The organism is Streptomyces sp. NPDC030995 (genome assembly GCF_055571215.1).
The window spans coordinates 16,445-33,312 of the sequence record NZ_JBVIFS010000008.1 but is presented as its reverse complement, the minus strand read 5'-3'; the positions used below and the strand labels follow the sequence as shown (position 1 = coordinate 33,312).

At 73.6% G+C, this 16,868-nt stretch carries 17 protein-coding genes; 7 read left to right on the top strand and 10 right to left on the bottom strand.

Annotated elements, in window-relative coordinates:
• Positions 1–75 precede the first annotated feature (75 nt).
• Complete coding sequence (locus tag ACZ45T_RS15040; RefSeq protein WP_468441201.1) at positions 76–699, bottom strand: class I SAM-dependent methyltransferase; 624 nt, start codon at positions 697–699, stop codon at positions 76–78.
• Positions 700–825: 126 nt separating this feature from the next.
• On the opposite strand from ACZ45T_RS15040, the gene ACZ45T_RS15035 reads away from it, so the two are divergent.
• Together ACZ45T_RS15035 and ACZ45T_RS15030 are read left to right on the top strand one after the other, a co-directional pair.
• A complete protein-coding gene (locus ACZ45T_RS15035) occupies positions 826–1,611 on the top strand; it encodes a hypothetical protein (protein WP_468441199.1) in 786 nt (261 codons plus the stop codon).
• A 100-nt stretch (positions 1,612–1,711) separates the two neighbouring features.
• Positions 1,712–2,467 carry a Clp protease N-terminal domain-containing protein gene (locus tag ACZ45T_RS15030; RefSeq protein WP_468441197.1) on the top strand — a complete coding sequence of 252 codons (756 nt, stop codon included), beginning with the start codon at positions 1,712–1,714 and terminating at the stop codon, positions 2,465–2,467.
• Here ACZ45T_RS15030 and ACZ45T_RS15025 read toward each other — a convergent pair.
• Complete coding sequence (locus ACZ45T_RS15025; RefSeq protein WP_468441195.1) at positions 2,415–3,620, bottom strand: AI-2E family transporter; 1,206 nt, start codon at positions 3,618–3,620, stop codon at positions 2,415–2,417. The genes ACZ45T_RS15030 and ACZ45T_RS15025 overlap by 53 nt on opposite strands.
• A 99-nt stretch (positions 3,621–3,719) precedes the next feature.
• Positions 3,720–3,914: a DUF3046 domain-containing protein gene (locus tag ACZ45T_RS15020; protein ID WP_468441193.1), complete on the bottom strand. Its 195-nt coding sequence runs from the start codon at positions 3,912–3,914 to the stop codon at positions 3,720–3,722.
• An 81-nt stretch (positions 3,915–3,995) separates the two neighbouring features.
• Between ACZ45T_RS15020 and ACZ45T_RS15015 the strand changes: the two genes are divergently transcribed.
• The gene (locus ACZ45T_RS15015; protein WP_468441191.1) at positions 3,996–4,988 is read left to right on the top strand and encodes a hypothetical protein; all 993 of its coding nucleotides are present in this window, start codon (positions 3,996–3,998) and stop codon (positions 4,986–4,988) included.
• Here the strand turns inward: ACZ45T_RS15015 and ACZ45T_RS15010 are convergent.
• The 3 genes from ACZ45T_RS15010 to ACZ45T_RS15000 form a co-directional block, all read right to left on the bottom strand.
• Positions 4,957–5,265, bottom strand: coding sequence for an AzlD domain-containing protein (locus tag ACZ45T_RS15010; RefSeq protein WP_468441557.1), 309 nt, complete (start codon positions 5,263–5,265; stop codon positions 4,957–4,959). The two genes, ACZ45T_RS15015 and ACZ45T_RS15010, sit on opposite strands and share 32 nt — an antisense overlap.
• Positions 5,266–5,270: 5 nt before the next feature.
• Complete coding sequence (locus ACZ45T_RS15005) at positions 5,271–5,969, bottom strand: AzlC family ABC transporter permease (protein ID WP_468441189.1); 699 nt, start codon at positions 5,967–5,969, stop codon at positions 5,271–5,273.
• Positions 5,970–6,075: 106 nt separating this feature from the next.
• Entirely contained in the window at positions 6,076–6,909 is an 834-nt protein-coding gene (locus ACZ45T_RS15000; protein ID WP_468441187.1) for a helix-turn-helix transcriptional regulator, read from the bottom strand.
• An 80-nt stretch (positions 6,910–6,989) separates the two neighbouring features.
• Between ACZ45T_RS15000 and ACZ45T_RS14995 the strand changes: the two genes are divergently transcribed.
• Entirely contained in the window at positions 6,990–11,606 is a 4,617-nt protein-coding gene (locus ACZ45T_RS14995) for an ATP-dependent helicase (protein WP_468441185.1), read from the top strand.
• Between the two features lie 156 nt (positions 11,607–11,762).
• The gene (locus ACZ45T_RS14990; RefSeq protein ID WP_468441183.1) at positions 11,763–12,437 is read left to right on the top strand and encodes a hypothetical protein; all 675 of its coding nucleotides are present in this window, start codon (positions 11,763–11,765) and stop codon (positions 12,435–12,437) included.
• A 129-nt stretch (positions 12,438–12,566) separates the two neighbouring features.
• Here the strand turns inward: ACZ45T_RS14990 and ACZ45T_RS14985 are convergent, their stop codons facing one another.
• A complete protein-coding gene (locus ACZ45T_RS14985; protein WP_468441181.1) occupies positions 12,567–13,274 on the bottom strand; it encodes an NADPH-dependent F420 reductase in 708 nt (235 codons plus the stop codon).
• Positions 13,275–13,518: 244 nt separating this feature from the next.
• Here ACZ45T_RS14985 and ACZ45T_RS14980 point away from each other — a divergent pair, with 244 nt between their 5' ends.
• Together ACZ45T_RS14980 and ACZ45T_RS14975 are read left to right on the top strand one after the other, a co-directional pair.
• Positions 13,519–14,658 carry a nuclear transport factor 2 family protein gene (locus ACZ45T_RS14980; protein ID WP_468441179.1) on the top strand — a complete coding sequence of 380 codons (1,140 nt, stop codon included), beginning with the start codon at positions 13,519–13,521 and terminating at the stop codon, positions 14,656–14,658.
• A gap of 32 nt (positions 14,659–14,690) precedes the next feature.
• The gene (locus tag ACZ45T_RS14975; protein WP_468441177.1) at positions 14,691–15,461 is read left to right on the top strand and encodes an SDR family NAD(P)-dependent oxidoreductase; all 771 of its coding nucleotides are present in this window, start codon (positions 14,691–14,693) and stop codon (positions 15,459–15,461) included.
• Here ACZ45T_RS14975 and ACZ45T_RS14970 read toward each other — a convergent pair.
• The 3 genes from ACZ45T_RS14970 to ACZ45T_RS14960 all read right to left on the bottom strand — a co-directional run bounded on the left by ACZ45T_RS14970 (position 15,409) and on the right by ACZ45T_RS14960 (position 16,848).
• Positions 15,409–15,717 (bottom strand): hypothetical protein, encoded by a 309-nt coding sequence (locus ACZ45T_RS14970; protein WP_468441175.1) that lies wholly within the window; start codon positions 15,715–15,717, stop codon positions 15,409–15,411. The two genes, ACZ45T_RS14975 and ACZ45T_RS14970, sit on opposite strands and share 53 nt — an antisense overlap.
• A gap of 143 nt (positions 15,718–15,860) precedes the next feature.
• Positions 15,861–16,238: a helix-turn-helix domain-containing protein gene (locus ACZ45T_RS14965; protein WP_202199433.1), complete on the bottom strand. Its 378-nt coding sequence runs from the start codon at positions 16,236–16,238 to the stop codon at positions 15,861–15,863.
• Between the two features lie 109 nt (positions 16,239–16,347).
• Complete coding sequence (locus ACZ45T_RS14960; RefSeq protein ID WP_468441173.1) at positions 16,348–16,848, bottom strand: CinA family protein; 501 nt, start codon at positions 16,846–16,848, stop codon at positions 16,348–16,350.
• Positions 16,849–16,868 lie beyond the last annotated feature (20 nt).

The window sequence follows — 16,868 nt, the reverse complement described above, 5'->3', positions numbered from 1 at the left end:
CGGCTCGCCGGGGCGTGGCCGGATCCGCTACGCCCGCCCGGCCGTCAGCAGGAAGTCAGAGGGGGTCAGAAGGGGTCAGAGGGAGATCGCGGTGCCGAGGGAGTCTGCGCACCAGACCTTTGGCGCGCCCGTCTCGTAGAAGACGTCGAGTGACGTGATCGTGAACCCCGCGGTCGTCAGCATGTCCGGCGTCGACCGGGTGAGGTGGCATCCCCCGAGGAGCCGCATGTTCAGCGGTTCGAGCCTTCGCTGCCAGCGGCGCACGCCCCAGTCGCCCTCCGGCGCGAGCCCGTGCTCGATGAAGTGCAGGGTCCCGCCGGGCTTGAGTACGCGCCGCACCTCGCGCAGGGCCGCCAGGGCGTCCGGGATGGTGCACAGCGTCCACGTGGACAGGGCGGAGTCGAAGCTGTCGTCCTCGAAGGGCAGCGACTGGCCGTCCAGACCGGCCCGCCGCACCGGGACGCGCGAGGCCCCGACGCGGTCGCCGGCCAGCTTCCACCCGAGGTCGGAGGGTTCGATCGCGGCCACGCCGGTGACGTCCGGCGGGTAGAAGGGGACGTTGTGTCCGGTGCCGAATCCGATCTCGACGACCTCGCCCTGCAGTCCCTCGCAGACCCGGCGCCGCAGCGGTTCGGACGTCTTGGCCCCGCAGGCGAGATTGATGATCCGCGGCACGATCCGGTCGGTGTAGAACCCCATCGCGGCCTCCGTGTCTCCTTCTCAGCATGGCACCGGAGGAACCCGGACGCCCGCCCCGGCCAGCGGTCCCGGCCAGCGGTCCCGCACAATCGTGGCTTCGACAGGATCTTGAGGGGACGGCAGTACGTGAACAGGGTGGGGAACGGGAAGACGCGCCGTACGGCGGCGGTCGCGGTCGGTGTGGCGGCGGTTCTGGCCGGCGCCGTCGCCTGCGGCGGCGGCAAGGAGGGCAAGGCCTCGGCCTCGACGAGCCCGAGCCCGAACGCAAGCACGAGTGCGGGTGCGGGTACGGGCGCGAGCGCTGGCTCCGGTCCGGCCGGACCGGGCGCCGAGCGCCTCAAGGCCTTCGCGCTCGCCCCGGGCGAGAAGGCGGGACGGTACGAGGCCTCCGAGCCGCTCCTGGACGAGCCGATGAGCGAGCTGTACGACGCGCAGCCCGCGGCCTGTCAGCCGCTGACCGGCCTGGGCAAGGCGGGCCACACGGCCCAGGCCTACGCCAAGACCGACGTGCCCGGCGAATGGCAGGCCGTCGGGACCGAGATCCTGCTGCGCTCCTACAAGGACGGCGGCGCGGCCGCGGCGCTGAAGAGTCTGGCCGAGGCGGGCCGGCAGTGCGCGGGCGGATACACCGAGGACCGCGCGCTCGCGGAGGCGAAGGTCCTCAAGGTGGAGCCGGTCAAGGCTCCCGCGCTCGGGGACGAGGCTCTCGCGTACCGGATCGTCGTGCAGGACGTGAAGGACAAGAACATCTCGCTCTACAAGTACCTGACGGTGATCCGCTCCGGGCCGGTGACGCTCTCCTTCCGGTCGGACGCCATCGACACGAAGGACTTCGGCGGGGTGCCGGAGGAAGTGGTGACGGCCCAGTGGGAGAAGTTCTCGAAGGCGGGGGGCGCGGCTCCGGCCTCGTAGGGTCCGCCGGACCGTCGGCGTCGGCGTCGGCGTAGGCCTCCACCACAGAGTGACAACCAACGGTTGACAGTCCTTCGACTGTCAACCTACGGTTGCACCCATGACGAACCCTTCCGTGGAACCAGTTCGCATGACCAATCCGGTACGCCTCGACGACCTCATCGAGGCCATCAAGCAGGTCCACACCGACACGCTGGAGCAGCTCAGCGACGCCGTCGTCGCCGCCGAGCACCTCGGCGACGTGGCGGACCACCTCATCGGTCACTTCGTCGACCAGGCCCGCCGCTCCGGAGCCTCCTGGACCGACATCGGCAAGAGCATGGGCGTCACCCGCCAGGCCGCCCAGAAGCGCTTCGTCCCCAAGGCCGACAAGGAGGGCGACGGCGGCCTCGACCCCAACCAGGGCTTCGGCCGGTTCACCCCCCGGGCCCGCAACGTCGTCATGGCCGCGCAGAACGAGGCCCGCGCCGCGGGCGGCACCGAGATCCGCACCGAGCACCTGGTCCTGGGCCTGCTGGCCGAACCCGAGGGCATCGCGGGCCTCGCCCTGCGCGCCCAGGGGGCGTCCGCGGACGACGTGCGCGCCGCCGTGGCCGCCGTACTGCCCCCCGCCCGGGCGGAGGTCCCCGACCTCATCCCCTTCGACGCGTCCGCGAAGAAGGCCCTGGAGCTCACCTTCCGCGAAGCCCTGCGCCTGGGGCACGACTTCGTCGGCACCGAGCACATCCTGCTCGCGCTCCTGGAGCTGGAGAACGGCGAGGGCCCGCTGAGCGGCCTCGGCGTGACCAAGGAGGCCGCCGAGGCTACCGTCGCCGAAACCTTGGCAACCGTACTCGGCGCCGCGGGCGGGCAGTAGACGCGTCCGCGTCCCGCGTCAGCTCGTAGCGCTTCACGTAGGCGCCGAGGAAGGCCTGCAGCGTGGCGACGGCCGGGATCGCGATGAGCGCCCCGACCGGACCCAGCAGGGCGGTGCCCGCGATGACCGATCCGAAGGCCACCGCCGGATGGATGTCCACGGTCTTCGAGGTCAGCTTCGGCTGGAGGACGTAGTTCTCGAACTGCTGGTAGACCACCACGAATCCGAGGACGTACAGCGCGTACCAGGGATCGACGGCGAAGGCGATCAGAATCGGCAGCGCGCCCGCCAGATAGGTGCCGATGGTGGGGATGAACTGGGAGACCAGCCCCACCCACACGGCGAGGGCGGGCGCGTACGGCACGCCGAGGATCTCCAGCAGGATGTAGTGCGCGATGCCGGAGATCAGCGCCATCAGCCCGCGCGAGTACAGGTAGCCGCCCGTCTTGGTGACGGCGATCTCCCAGGCGCGCAGCACCTCGGCCTGCTTCGCGGGCGGCAGTACGGAGCACAGCGCGCGCCGCAGCCGCGGTCCGTCGGCGGCGAAGTAGAAGGAGAACAGCCCGATCGTCAGCAGCTTGAAGAGTCCGCCGAGCACCGTGGCGGACACGTCGAGCACGCCGGTCGCGCTGTTCTGCACGTACTTGCGCAGCCAGTCGGAGCGCAGCAGGCTCTCCTGGATCTCCAGCCGGGAGAAGTCCGTGCGGAAGGTGGTGTTGATCGACTTGATCACCCTGTCGAGGTAGCCCGGGAAGCCTTCCACCATCTCGACGATCTGCCCGGCGAGCATCGAGCCGAGCAGTGTGAGGAAGCCCGCGCTCACCACGAACACCCCGAGGAACACCAGGAAGGTGGCGAGCCCGCGGCGCATGCCGCGGGCCGCCATCCTGGACACCGCGGGTTCGATCGCGAGCGCGAGGAAGAACGCGATCAGGATGTTGATCAGCAGCCCGATCAGCTGGTGGAAGGCCCAGCTGCCGAGCTGGAAACAGGCGACGAGCGCCAGTACGAGGACCACGGCGCGCGGTAGCCAGCGCGGCATCCGTGTGTCGTCTCCGGCGGTGTCCGCGGCGGTCGGGGGGCTCCCGGCCCCCTCGGACCCGGCCTGCGGGACGGTCGGGTCGTGGGTCGTCGTCTCATCACTGGCTGCCACGCCGCCAAGTCTGTCCCACCGGCGGCCCCTACCGCGAAAGCAGTCCCGCACGCCGCCGACGAGACGAGCCCGCCGCGGCCTCGCCCGGCCTGCCGGGCGTCAGCGCAGCCGAGCCGGCACGTCCATCGCCGAGCACACCGCGCGCCACACGTCCTTGGTCTCCCAGCCCGCGTCCAGTGCCTGGTGGACGGTCCGCCCGCCCAGCTCCGTCATGACGTGGTCCCGCGCGAAGGAGTCGGCGTAGCCCGCGCCGAAGTGCTCGGCCATCCGCTCCCAGAAAATCGTCAACCGCATGCCTCCAGTATCCCGCCCCGGGAGAGTGCACCGGCCGCGTTCGGCCCTCCTCGCCGCACCGCCGCGTCCTACGTTGCACGCATGCCCGGAGACGAAGCTTCCTCTCTGACCCCGCCGACGCCGCCGACGCCGCCGGCCCCGCCGACGCCGCTGGCCCGCGCCGAGCAGTTCATCTGGCTCACGGCCCGCGTGCTGGAGCAGCGGCGGTTCGCGTACCACTTCCTCGGCGGGGACGCCGACCCCGTGGACACCGCCCTCGGTTCGTACCTCAACGGCGACGGCGGCTACGGCCACGCGCTCGATCCGGATCTGCGCGGTCCGCTCAGCCAGCCCCTGCACACCGCGCACGCCCTGCGCGTGCTGGACAGCCTGGGCCGCTGCGCCGGCCAGCGCATCGAGCGGCTCTGCCGCCACCTGACGCGGGTCTCCACCAAGGACGGCGCGCTTCCGGTGGTCTTCCCGGCCCCGCTCGCGTACCCCGCGGCCCCGTACCACCCGATGCACGACGACCCGCCGGGCGAGCTGCTGGCCACGGGCCCGGTCGTCGGTCTCCTGCACCGCAACCGGGTCTGGCACGCCTGGCTCTTCCGGGCCACGGACTTCTGCTGGGACCGGGTCGAGGGCCTGAGCCACCCGCATCCGTACGAGGTCCAGAGCGCGGTGGCCTTCCTCGACGGCGTCCCCGACCGGGCGCGCGCGGCGGCGGCCGCGGACCGGCTGGGGCGGCTCGTGCGCGAGCGGAGGCTGGCGGTGCTCGATCCGGAGCGGCGCGAGGAGTATCCGCCCGCTCCCGGCTACGCGCCGGGCGAGCAGCTGTTCCCGTACGACTTCGCGCGGCGGCCCGAGTCGCTGGCCCGCGGCTGGTTCACCGACGAGGAGCTGGACCGCTCGCTGGACTTCCTGGCCGCCGAGCAGCAGCCCGACGGCGGCTGGCCGGTGCACCGCAGGGCCTGGGCGCCGGGGAGCTCGCTGGAGCGGCGGCCGATCGCCACCCTGGAGGCCCTGCTGACCCTGCGGGCGTACGGCCGCCTGCCGGCCCAGGTCAGCCGCCCAGGGCCCGTACCCCCGCGGTGACGACGACGGCGGCCGCGACCACGAGCAGGAAGGGGGCCCGCAGCAGCAGCGCGAGCCCGGCGGCGGCGAGCCCGGCGGCGCGGGCGTCGAGCACGAGCTCGTGGCCGGTGCTGAAGGTCTGCTGGGCGGTGAGCGCGGCGAGCAGCGCGACCGGCAGCAGGGCCGACAGGCGGCGCACCGCCGGCCGCTCCAGGGCCCCGGCGGGGACGAGCAGCCCGGCGAGCTTGACGGCGTAGCAGCCGACGACGGTGAGTGCGATGGCGATCCAGACGTTCATGCCGTTCACGAGCGGCGTCCCTTCATCCACAGCACGACGGGGGCGGCCAGGGCCGCGATCAGGACGGGCACCCCGGCGGGCAGGACGGGCAGGAATCCCAGCCCGAGGACGAGCGCCAGGGCTGCGACGGCCCGCTCGGTGGAGGTCTTCAGCATCGGCGCGAGCAGCGCCAGGAAGACGGCGGGTCCGGCGGCGTCCAGCCCCCAGGCCTCGGTGTCCCCGATGGCCTCGGCGCCGAGCGCGCCGAGCAGGGTGGTGAGGTTCCACAGGACGTACAGGCTGACCCCGGTGACGGCGAACCCGAGCCGGGCCGACTTCCGGCCGTCCTGGGCCAGTGCGACGGCGGTGGTCTCGTCGATCACCCAGTGGGCGGCGAAGGGCCGTACGGCGCGGGGCAGGGCGAGCAGCTGCGAGAGCCGCAGCCCGTAGAAGGCGTTGCGGGTCCCGAGGAAGAAGGCCCCGGCGGCGGCGGTGAACGGGTTCCCGCCCGCGGCGAGCGCCCCGACCAGGGCGAACTGCGATGCCCCGGTGAAGACGAGCAGGCTCAGCACGCAGGCCTGGAGGGTGCTGATCCCGGCACCGGCGGCGGTCACCCCGAAGGCGAAACCGGACAGGCCGACGGCCACCCCGACTCCGAGCGCGTCCCTGACGACGGCCGCGCGCGGGCGCCCGGCCGTCTCTCGTACCTCTGGCTCCGTGACCATCCGTTGTTCTCCCACACGCCGAAGCTATGCGGGGCCCGGCCGAGCCGTCTTGTACGTTCTTGCAGGCGACCGGTCCGGGGCGGGAGCCCCGGTCACGGCCACAGCACTAGCCGGCGCGCTCCCGCCGGTAGGCGCCCGGTGGGACCCCCACGATCCGGGTGAAGTGCCGGTTCAGGTGCGGCTGGTCGGTGAAGCCGACCGCCACGGCCGCCTCCGCCGGCGGGGTGCCCGCGTCGAGGAGCCGGCGGGCCTGGCGGACCCGGGCGTCGGTCAGCCAGGTGTGCGGCGGCATCCCGTACCGCTCCCGGAAGGCCCGCAGCAGGGCGAAGGGGCTCGTCCCCAGCTCCGCCGCGAGCTGCTCCAGCGACGGCGGGTCGGCCATCCGCTCCTCCAGCACGGCGCGGGCCGCCGCCGCGTCGACGCCTCCCGCGCCACGGACCGTACGGGCGGGCAGCGGGCCCGCGTGCCGGCTGAGCATGCGGGCCACCGCACCCCGCAGCAGGGTGTCGGCGGCCAGCGCGTTCCCGGCCTCGGCGGCCCGGTGCACCTCGGTGATCGTCCGCGCGCCGTGCGGGTCGGTGACCACGTCGGCCGTGAAGCCGGGCGTGCCGCGCAGGGTGCCGATCTCGGCGGCGACCTCGGCGATCAGGTCGCGGGAGGGGTAGAGGGTGGCGTACGCCCAGCCCTCGGGCGCCCCGGCGCGCGCGGTGTGCGGCACCTCGGGGTTGATCAGGACCACGCTGCCCGGCCCGGCCCGCACCGCGCCGCCGGGGAGGCCGACCTCCTCGATGCCGCCGGTGACGGCCGCGATGACGTACCCGTCGTGGGCGTGGCGCGGAAAGGTGTGGCGTACGTAGTGGGCGCGCAGCAGGTCCAGCCCGGGCAGTTCCGCGTACTGCCAGTGCCGTGCCCACTCCCGGCGCCCCTCGTCCGTCCCCATCCCCCCATTCTGCGCTTCGCCCGTGACGCACGTTTCCCCAGGTCCGGCCCGTTGTCAGTGGCCGGGTGCACGATGGGGGCATGGCTGGAGCTGCGCTCGACTCGTTCTCCCCCGCGACCCGCTCGTGGTTCACGGGGGCCTTCGTCAGGCCCACCACCGCGCAGGAGGGGGCCTGGCGAGCCATCGCGGAGGGCTCGGACGTGCTCGTCGTCGCGCCCACCGGCTCCGGCAAGACGCTGGCCGCCTTCCTCGCCGCCCTCGACCAGCTCGCCTCGACCCCGCCGCCCGCCGAGGCGCGCAAGCGCTGCCGCGTCCTGTACGTATCGCCCCTGAAGGCCCTGGCCGTGGACGTGGAGCGCAATCTCCGCAGCCCGCTGACCGGGATCCGCCAGGAGTCCGTCCGCCTCGGCCTGCCCGAGCCGGAGATCCGGGTCGGGATCCGCTCCGGCGACACCCCGCCGGCCGAGCGGCGGGCGCTGGCCACCCGCCCGCCGGACATCCTCATCACCACGCCCGAGTCGCTGTTCCTGATGCTGACCTCGGCGGCCCGGGACGCCCTCGCCGGGATCGAGACGGTGATCCTGGACGAGGTGCACGCGGTCGCCGGGACCAAGCGGGGCGCCCACCTCGCCCTCTCCCTGGAGCGGCTGGACGAGCTGCTGCCGCGCCCGGCGCGCCGGATCGGGCTGTCGGCGACGGTCCGGCCGGTGGACGAGGTGGCCCGGTACCTCGCGCCGCGCGGCAAGGTGGAGATCGTCCAGCCCCCCTCCACCAAGGAGTTCGACCTGTCGGTGGTCGTCCCGGTGCAGGACATGGGCGAGTTGGTGGGGGTCCCCCCGACGAAGTCAGGGGGAGGCTCCCCCGCCACCGAGGGCAAGGAGGGCGGCGACAAGCCGTCAATCTGGCCGCATGTGGAGGAGCGGATCGCGGACCTGGTGCAGGCGCACCGCTCGACGATCGTGTTCGTCAACTCCCGCCGCCTCGCCGAGCGGCTGTGCAACCGGCTCAATGAGATCGCCTACGAGCGCGCCGTCGGCGAGCAGCTCCCCGAGGGGGCGCCCCCGGCGCAGGTCATGGCCCAGTCGGGCGCCGCCCTGGGCGCCCCGCCGCTGCTGGCCCGCGCGCACCACGGCTCGGTGTCCAAGGAGCAGCGGGCGCTGGTGGAGGAGGATCTGAAGGCGGGCCGGCTGCCCGCCGTGGTCGCCACCTCCAGCCTGGAGCTGGGCATCGACATGGGCGCGGTGGACCTGGTGGTGCAGGTGGAGTCCCCGCCGTCGGTGGCCTCCGGTCTCCAGCGGGTGGGCCGGGCCGGGCACCAGGTGGGCGCGGTCTCCACCGGCGTGGTCTTCCCCAAGTACCGCGGCGACCTGGTGCAGGCGGCCGTGGTCACCGAGCGGATGCGCACGGGCTCGATCGAGTCCCTGCGCATCCCCTCCAACCCGCTCGACGTCCTCGCCCAGCAGTTGGTCGCGATGACCGCGATGGACACCTGGCAGCTGGACGACCTGCTCGCGCTGGTGCGGCGGGCGGCCCCGTTCGCGGCGCTGCCGGAGTCCGCGTTCACGGCGGTCCTGGACATGCTGGCGGGCCGCTATCCGTCGGACGCGTTCGCGGAGCTGAGACCCCGGGTGGTGTGGGACCGGGTGGCGGGGACGATCACGGGCCGGCCAGGGGCCCAGCGACTCGCGGTGACCTCCGGCGGGACCATCCCGGACCGCGGGCTCTTCGGCGTCTTCCTGGCCGGTTCGGACCCGAAGAAGGGCGGCGGCCGGGTCGGGGAGCTCGACGAGGAGATGGTCTACGAGTCCCGCGTCGGGGACGTCTTCACCCTGGGCACCACCTCCTGGCGCATCGAGGACATCACCCGCGACCGCGTCCTGGTCACCCCCGCCCCCGGGGTGCCGGGCAGGCTGCCGTTCTGGAAGGGCGACCAGCTGGGCCGTCCGCTCGAACTGGGCCGCGCGGTCGGCGCGTTCCTCCGCGAGCTCGGCGGCCTCACCGACGAGGACGCCCGGCTGCGCCTGCTGGCGGCCGGCCTGGACGCCTGGGCCGCGGAGAACGTGCTGTCGTACCTCGCGGAGCAGCGCGAGGCCTGCGGCCACGTCCCGGACGACCGGACCATCGTGGTGGAGCGCTTCCGCGACGAGCTCGGCGACTGGCGGGTCGTGGTCCACTCTCCCTTCGGCGCGCAGGTGCACGCCCCGTGGGCGCTGGCGCTGGGCGCCCGCCTCGCCGAGAAGTACGGCATGGACGCGCAGGTGATGCACGCCGACGACGGCATGGTGCTGCGTCTCCCGGATGCGGACCTGCTGTCCATGGACCTGCTGGACCACGACCCCGCGGCTCCGCAGCCGTTCGAGTTCGACGACGAACAGGCCCCGCTGGGCGCCGCCGACGTCGTCTTCGACCACGGCGACATCAACCAGATCGTCACCGACCAGGTCGGCGGCTCGGCGCTCTTCGCCTCCCGCTTCCGCGAGTGCGCGGCCCGCGCCCTGCTGCTGCCGCGCCGCAGTCCGGGCAAGCGCACCCCCTTGTGGCAGCAGCGCCAGCGCGCCTCCCAACTGCTCCAGGTGGCTTCGGAGTTCGGTTCGTTCCCGATCGTGCTGGAAGCCGTACGCGAATGCCTCCAGGACGTCTTCGACGTGCCCGGCCTGACCGAGCTGATGGGCGACATCGAGGCGCGCCGTGTCCGCCTGGTGGAGGTCACCACCCCGGAGCCCTCCCCCTTCGCCCGTTCCCTCCTCTTCGGGTACGTCGCCCAGTTCCTCTACGAGGGCGACTCGCCCCTTGCCGAGCGCAGGGCGGCCGCGCTCTCGCTGGACTCCCGGCTGCTGGCCGAGCTGCTCGGCCAGGCCGAGCTGCGCGAGCTGCTCGACGCGCAGGTGCTGGAGGAGCTGGAGCGGGAGCTCCAGTGGCTCACCGAGGACCGGCGGGCCAAGGACGCCGAGTCGGTGGCCGACCTGCTGCGCCTGCTCGGCCCCCTCACGGAGGGCGAGCTGGCCGAGCGCGGGGCCGATCCGGCCTGGGCGCAGGAGCTCGCCGCGGCCCGCCGCGCCATCCGGGTCCGGATCGGCGGTGTGGACCACTGGGCGGCGATCGAGGACGCGGGCCGGCTGCGGGACGCGCTGGGCACGGCGCTCCCGGTCGGTGTCCCGGAGGCCTTCACCGAGCCGGTCAAGGACCCGCTGGGGGACCTGCTGGCCCGGTACGCCCGCACCCACGGGCCGTTCACCACGGCGACCGCCGCCACCCGCTTCGGCCTGGGCGCGGCGGTGACCGACGGCGCCCTGCACCGGCTCGCCGCGGCCGGCCGGGTGGTCCAGGGCGAGTTCCATCCGGCGGGCATCGGCCAGGAGTGGTGCGACGCGACGGTGCTGCGCAGGCTCCGCCGCCGCTCGCTCGCCGCGCTCCGCCAGGAGCTGGAGCCGGTCCCGCCGACCTCCCTGGCCACCTTCCTCCCGCAGTGGCAGCACCTGGGCGGGGCCCTGCGCGGCCTCGACGGGCTGGCCCGGGCGGTCGAGCAGCTCCAGGGCGCCCCCGTCCCGGCCTCGGCGCTGGAGCGGCTGATCCTCCCGTCGCGGGTGGCCGGCTACTCCCCGGGCCTGCTGGACGAGCTGACCACCACGGGCGAGGTGGTCTGGGCGGGCGCCGGGGCCCTCCCGGGCAAGGACGGCTGGATCTCCCTCTACCTGGCGGAGGCGGCCCCCCTGCTCCTGCCCCCGCCGCACCCCCTGGAGCAGAGCCCGCTCCACCAGGCGGTCCTGGCGTCCCTCGCGGGCGGGTACGGCCTGTTCTTCCGGCAGATCTCGCAAGCGGTCCGCGCCGAGTTCCCCGAGGTCTCCGATGTCGCGCTCTCCGAGGCCGTGTGGGATCTGGCCTGGTCGGGCCGGCTCACCAATGACACTCTGGCCCCGCTGCGCTCGCTGCTGGGTTCGGGCCGCACGGCCGGCGCCACCGCCCACCGGGCCCGGCGCACGGTCCCCCGCGGCCGGTACGGCACGCTCAGCGCGACCGCGTCCCGTTCGGGCCCGCCCACGGTCTCCGGACGCTGGTCGCTCCTGCCGTCCCACGCCCCCGACCCGACCCACCGGGCCCACGCGCTGGCCCGCACCCTGCTGGACCGGCACGGGGTGGTGACCCGCGGCGCGGTCGCCGCGGAAGGGGTGGAGGGCGGCTTCAGCGCGGTCTACCGCGTCCTGTCGGCCTTCGAGGACAGCGGGCAGGCCCGTCGGGGCTATGTGGTCGAGGGGCTGGGCGCGGCCCAGTTCGCGATGGACGGCGCCGTGGACCGGCTCCGGGCCGCCGAGCGGACCCCGCCCCCGCTGGCGGCGGTCGTCCTGGCGGCCGCCGACCCGGCGAACGCGTACGGCGCGGCCCTGCCCTGGCCGGAGCCGCCCGCCGGGGCCACCCACAAGCCGGGCCGCAAGGCGGGCTCGCTGGTGGTCCTGGTCGACGGCGAGCTCACGCTGTACCTGGAGCGCGGCGGCAAGACCCTGCTCGCCTGGCCGGACGCCGGTGACCCCCGCCTGGCCTCGGCGGTGACGGCCCTGGCCGCCGCCTCCCGCGCGGGTACCCTCCCGGCGCTGACGGTGGAGCGGATCAATGCCGCGGCCTCCCTCACGTCCCCCCTGGGCCCCGCCCTGGAGGCGTCCGGCTTCCACGCCACTCCGAGAGGGCTGCGCCTGCGCTCCTGACGGCTCAAAAACGGTAGCGACTGTTCCGCTGATGTCTTGGGCACGTCACAGAACCGTCGCCGGCCGCCGCTGAGCTGGAACAGACACTTATCCATCCCTTATGAAGATGATCATAGGCATCGCATGGGCGATGCACGGTCATGGGGGAATAGAAGAGTGAGCACCATCAGCATGCGTGGAACCACCCTGGGCGCGGTCGGCCTGGCGGTCGTCGGCACCCTGGCCCTGACGGGCTGCGAGAGCGGCAACGGGGAGGTGACTCCGGCGCAGCCGGGCAAGTCCGCCGGGGCCGGCGCCCCGGCCGCCTCCAGCGCCCCGGCCAGCCCGTCGACCGGCGGCAGCGAGGCCCCCGCCGGGGCCGCGGGCGTGGCGAAGCCCGGCCAGACCTTCAAGATCGGCGAGGCCGCGCAGATCCCGTACGACTACGGAGACTTCAAGGGCAGCAAGCTCGCCCTCACCGTCACCGCGATCGAGCAGGGCACCCCCGTCGACCTGGAGGGGCTGGGGCTCGGCGACAAGGCGAACGGCAAGGTCCCGTACTACATCCGCTACACGGTCAAGAACATCGGCACCACGGACATGTCGTACGCCGCGGTGGGCCACGTCAAGGGCCTGCTCGGCGACGGCACCGACGCCCAGAGCCTGGCGGTCATCGGCAAGTTCGAGAAGTGCAAGGAGGAGTCCATGCCGAAGGGCTTCACCAACGGCCAGACGCAGACCATCTGCACGATGGCCCTCGCCCCGTCCGCCCAGACGAAGGTCGCCGGGGCCGAGTACCGCGGCAACCCGTACAACGCGGCGAGCAACAGCAAGGGCATCGCCTGGAAGTAGCCCCCACCACCGGGCGCCACCGCCTCGCCCGGCGCAACCACCGGGCGCAACCACCGGGCCCCCGCGGCGGCACCCGGCCACCACGGGGGCCGGGGCCCTTCGCACGCCCCCGCCCGGCCGGCTCCGCCGTCAGCGCATCACCTTGATGCCGAAGCGGGCGCCGCCGAGGGCGAACTGGATCGCGCTGTGCAGGTGCGTGTACATCTCCATGCCGCGGGAGGAGACCAGTGGACCGAGGTCGAGCACGTCCTGCCAGCCGTAGTCGCGCAGCAGGGCGGTGACCTCGGCCTTGGCGTCGTCGTGGTCGCCCGCGATGAACGTCGTGTGGTCCCCTGCGGCCACGGCCTTCGGGTCGACGGCGGTCTCCTGCTCCTGGGTGACGCAGGCCTTGACCACCTTGACCGCAGGGAGAGCGCGCTGGATCCGCTCCCCCAGGCTGTCGTGGTCCACCGGGTCCAGCGCGGGCATCACCCCCCAGGGGGTGGGCCAGGGGTGGGCCTGCTCGGGGTTGTAGATGAAGGGGACGGCGTAGTCCATGAGGGTCTTGCCGGCCAGGTGTACGCCGATCCCGCTGAGCACGCGCACGGCGTTGGCCCCGTCGATCCCGTTGATGACGAAGTCGGCGGCGGACGCGGCGGCGTCGAAGTTCAGGAGCTCGATGCCCGGGTGCTCGGCGAGCCACTGCCCGAAGGGGTCGATCCCCATGAAGTCGGTTTCGTTACGGCTGAGGGTGACCTGGGAGTCCCGGGTGCCGACGTACACCTCGTGACCGAGTTCCAGCAGCTTGGCGGCGTGCGCACGGCCTCCGCCGCCGGTTCCGAGGACTGCGACCTTCATGCCGATGCTCCCTTCCCGTTCGGGCGGTTGCCGCCCGCGTTCTCTCCCGCGTCTGGGCCCGCGCTCTCGTGCAGGACCCTCCTGCGGCCCCACGGGTCATTGAAGACCGCGACCTCGACCGGCCCGGTCCGCCGCGCCGGACGCGCCGGACGCCCACGCCGCCGCACACCGCCGCCGGACACCGCCGGACACCGCCGGAGGCCGCCGGACGCCACCGGACGCCACCGACGCGCACAATGAGGGCATGCCCGAAGGAGACAGCGTCCGGCGAGCCGCGGACCGCCTGCACGCGGCCCTGGCCGGCAGGCCGCTGACCCGCAGCGACCTGCGCGTGCCGCGGCTGGCCACCGCCGACCTCACCGGCCGGACGGTCCTGGAGGTGGCACCGCGCGGCAAGCACCTCCTGGCCCGGATCGAAGGCGGGCTGACCCTGCACAGCCACCTCCGCATGGACGGCGCCTGGCACGTCTTCGCCACCGGCGAGCGCTGGCGCGGCGGCCCCGCCCATGAGATCCGGGCCGTGCTCGGCACCGCGGAGTACACCGCCGTCGGCTACCGCCTGCCCGTCCTGGAACTGCTGCGCACCACCGAGGAGGACCGGGCCGTGGGCCACCTCGGCCCCGACCTCCTCGGCCCGGACTGGGATCCCGACCGCGCCACCGCCAACCTCCGCTCCGCCCCCGAGCGCCCCCTCGGCGAGGCCCTGCTCGACCAGCGCAACCTCGCCGGGATCGGCAACATCTACAAGGCCGAGCTCTGCTTCATGGCCCGGGTGACCCCCTGGACGCCGGTGGGCGACGTCCCCGCAGCCACCCTCGCCAAGATCCCGGGCGCCGCCCACCGCCTGCTCACGGCCAACATCGGCCCCGGCCACAGCCCCCGCAACACCACCGGAATCCGCCGCCCCGGCCAGGAGCTCTTCGTCTACGGGCGCGCCCACCGGCCCTGCCTGCGCTGCGGCGCCCCGGTCCGCGAGGCCCCGCAGGACGACCGCCCCACGTACTGGTGCCCCCGCTGCCAAAGCGGCCCCGTGGGCGGCGATCCCAGGGCGGCCGCCCTCGCCTTCAACGACCGCATCACCGCCCGCGACCTCGACGGCCTGGCCGCCCTGATGTCGCAGGACCACACCTTCGTCGACTCCGCGGGCACCGTCCTGACCGGCAAACAGGCCTGCCTGGACGCCTGGCGCGGCTTCTTCGCCGCCTTTCCGGACTACCGCAACGTCTTCACCTCGGTGGTCGTGCACCACGACGTCGTCAGCGCCGCCGGGTACTCCGAGTGCACAGACCCCCGCCTCGCCGGGCCCGCCCACTGGACCGCCACCGTCCAGGACGGCCTGATCACCCGCTGGCACGTGTACGAGGAGCCCCGCCAGAGCAGTTGACGACCCGTCAGATCCCCTCGTACGGTCCCGGCATGCCCACACCCACAGCCTCGTACGACCTCACCGGCCGCACCGCACTGGTCACCGGCGCCGCCAGCGGCATCGGCCGCTCCACCGCCCTCCTCCTCGCCGGGGCGGGCGCGTACGTGCACTGCGCGGACCGCGACGATGAGGGCCTCGCCGAGACGGCGGCCCTCATCGCCAAGGCCGGCGGCAACGCCACCGTCCACCCCCTCGACGTCACCGACCGGGCCGCCCTGCGCGCTGCCGTCACCGCGGCGGGACCGCTCGACGTCGCCGCCGCGATCGCCGGGGTCATGCACACCAGCAGCGTCCTGGACACGACCGACGAGGACCTCGACCGGGTCCTGGACATCAACTTCAAGGGGGTCCTGCGCACCTGCCAGGAAGCCGCCCGCTCCATGATCGCGGCGAGCCGACCCGGCTCGATCATCACCATGGCCTCCGGCGCCGTGGACGCCGCCCAGCCCGGCCTGCTCTGCTACAGCGCCGCCAAGGCCGCCGTCGTCCAGCTGACCAAGACCCTCGCCACCGAGGCCGGCCCGCACGGGATACGGGTCAACGCCGTCGCCCCCGGGTGGATCCGCACCCCCATGACCGGCCGCCACAGCCCCGAGGTCCAGGAGCAGACCGAGGCGGCGATGGTCCGCATGTCCCCCCTGCGCCGGGTCGGCGAGCCGGAGGACATCGCCCAGGCGGTGCTCTACCTGGCCTCGGACGCCTCGTCCTTCATGACCGGCCAGATCCTTCGCCCGAACGGTGGAGTGTCGATGCCCTGGTAGCACCGCCGGTGCCATCGGCCCCACCAGAACCGCCGGCCGAGTCCGCTCCCGCAGCCCGCCGCCGGGCCTTCCGCACCGGGCCCGGCACACAGTGCACCGGCAGCAGCCCCAGTCCCCAGCCGCCCACCGCCACCGCGCCCTCCACGGCCCCGGACTCCTCGGGCGCCAGCAGCAGCCGCAGCACGGCCCACCACCACAGCACCCCGACCGCCAGCGCGAGGGCCAACGCCGCAGGTATCCGCAGTAACCGCCGCACGGCTACCTCCCAGGGGCCAGGACCCGTACGGCCCCATCCTCCCGCACGCCCCTCGCCCCCGCACCCAGAACGGCCGGGAGCCCCGACCGGTGCTCCACGCACCGGCCGGGGCTCCGGCCACACTCAAACGCTCACGTGCTCGCTCACGCGGCTACGACATTCACCGCTTCCGCAGGCGCCTTGATGGTCACCCGCTCCGGCCCCGTGACCGAAGCCATGGAGACCGAATTGAGCATCGGGCGGACCGGCACACTCACCGGTTCGCTTGCCGCGGCCGACTGTGCCAGCTCGGCCAGCGACAGTTCATCGCTGACTTCGCGCATCAGCTCGGACATCCGTACGTCCAACGCGTCGCAGATCGCGGAGAGCAGCTCGGAGGATGCCTCCTTCTGCCCCCGCTCCACCTCGGAGAGATAGCCGAGCGAAACTCGGGCCGACGAGGAGACTTCGCGCAGAGTACGGCCCTGGCGCTGGCGCTGCCGACGCAGCACGTCACCCAGCAGGCGACGGAGCAGAATCATCGGTGGCTCCCTCCTCTGACCGTGTAGCCGCATCCTTCACGCCCCACCGTACCGCCTCGCGCCGCGGCCGTGCGGGGAGCGATGTCGTGTTCACTCAGGGCTGCAAACATCAAATCCCCCCGTTCTGTTCCGTATCCTGCCTCCGCGCATTCTCACGGAGTTGGCCTGAGAGAAGCTCGAGCACTGTGCGTGCACTCTCCCTACGAATTTCCGCACGGGAGCCTTTCAACCTCAGCCGGGCCGTTTTCCTGCTCCCCGGACCGTCCACGGCGATGAAGACGGTGCCCACCGGCTGCCCGTCCTGTGGCTGCGGACCGGCCACTCCGGTGGTCGCGATTCCCCACGAAGCGCCCATCAGCCGCCGCACACCGGCCGCCATCTCGGCCGCGACCTGCGCGTTCACCGCGCCCTCGGCCGCGAGCAGTGCCGCGTCCACCCCCAGGACCCGGTGCTTGACCTCCGTCGCGTACGCCGTGACCGAGCCACGGAAGGACAGCGAGGCGCCGGGGACGGCCGTGAGCTCGGCGGCCACCATGCCGCCGGTCAGGGATTCGGCCACGGCGAGGGACAGGTCACTCTCCGCAAGCAGCCGCAACACGTCCGCGGCCACTTCGACCGCTCCGACCCCTC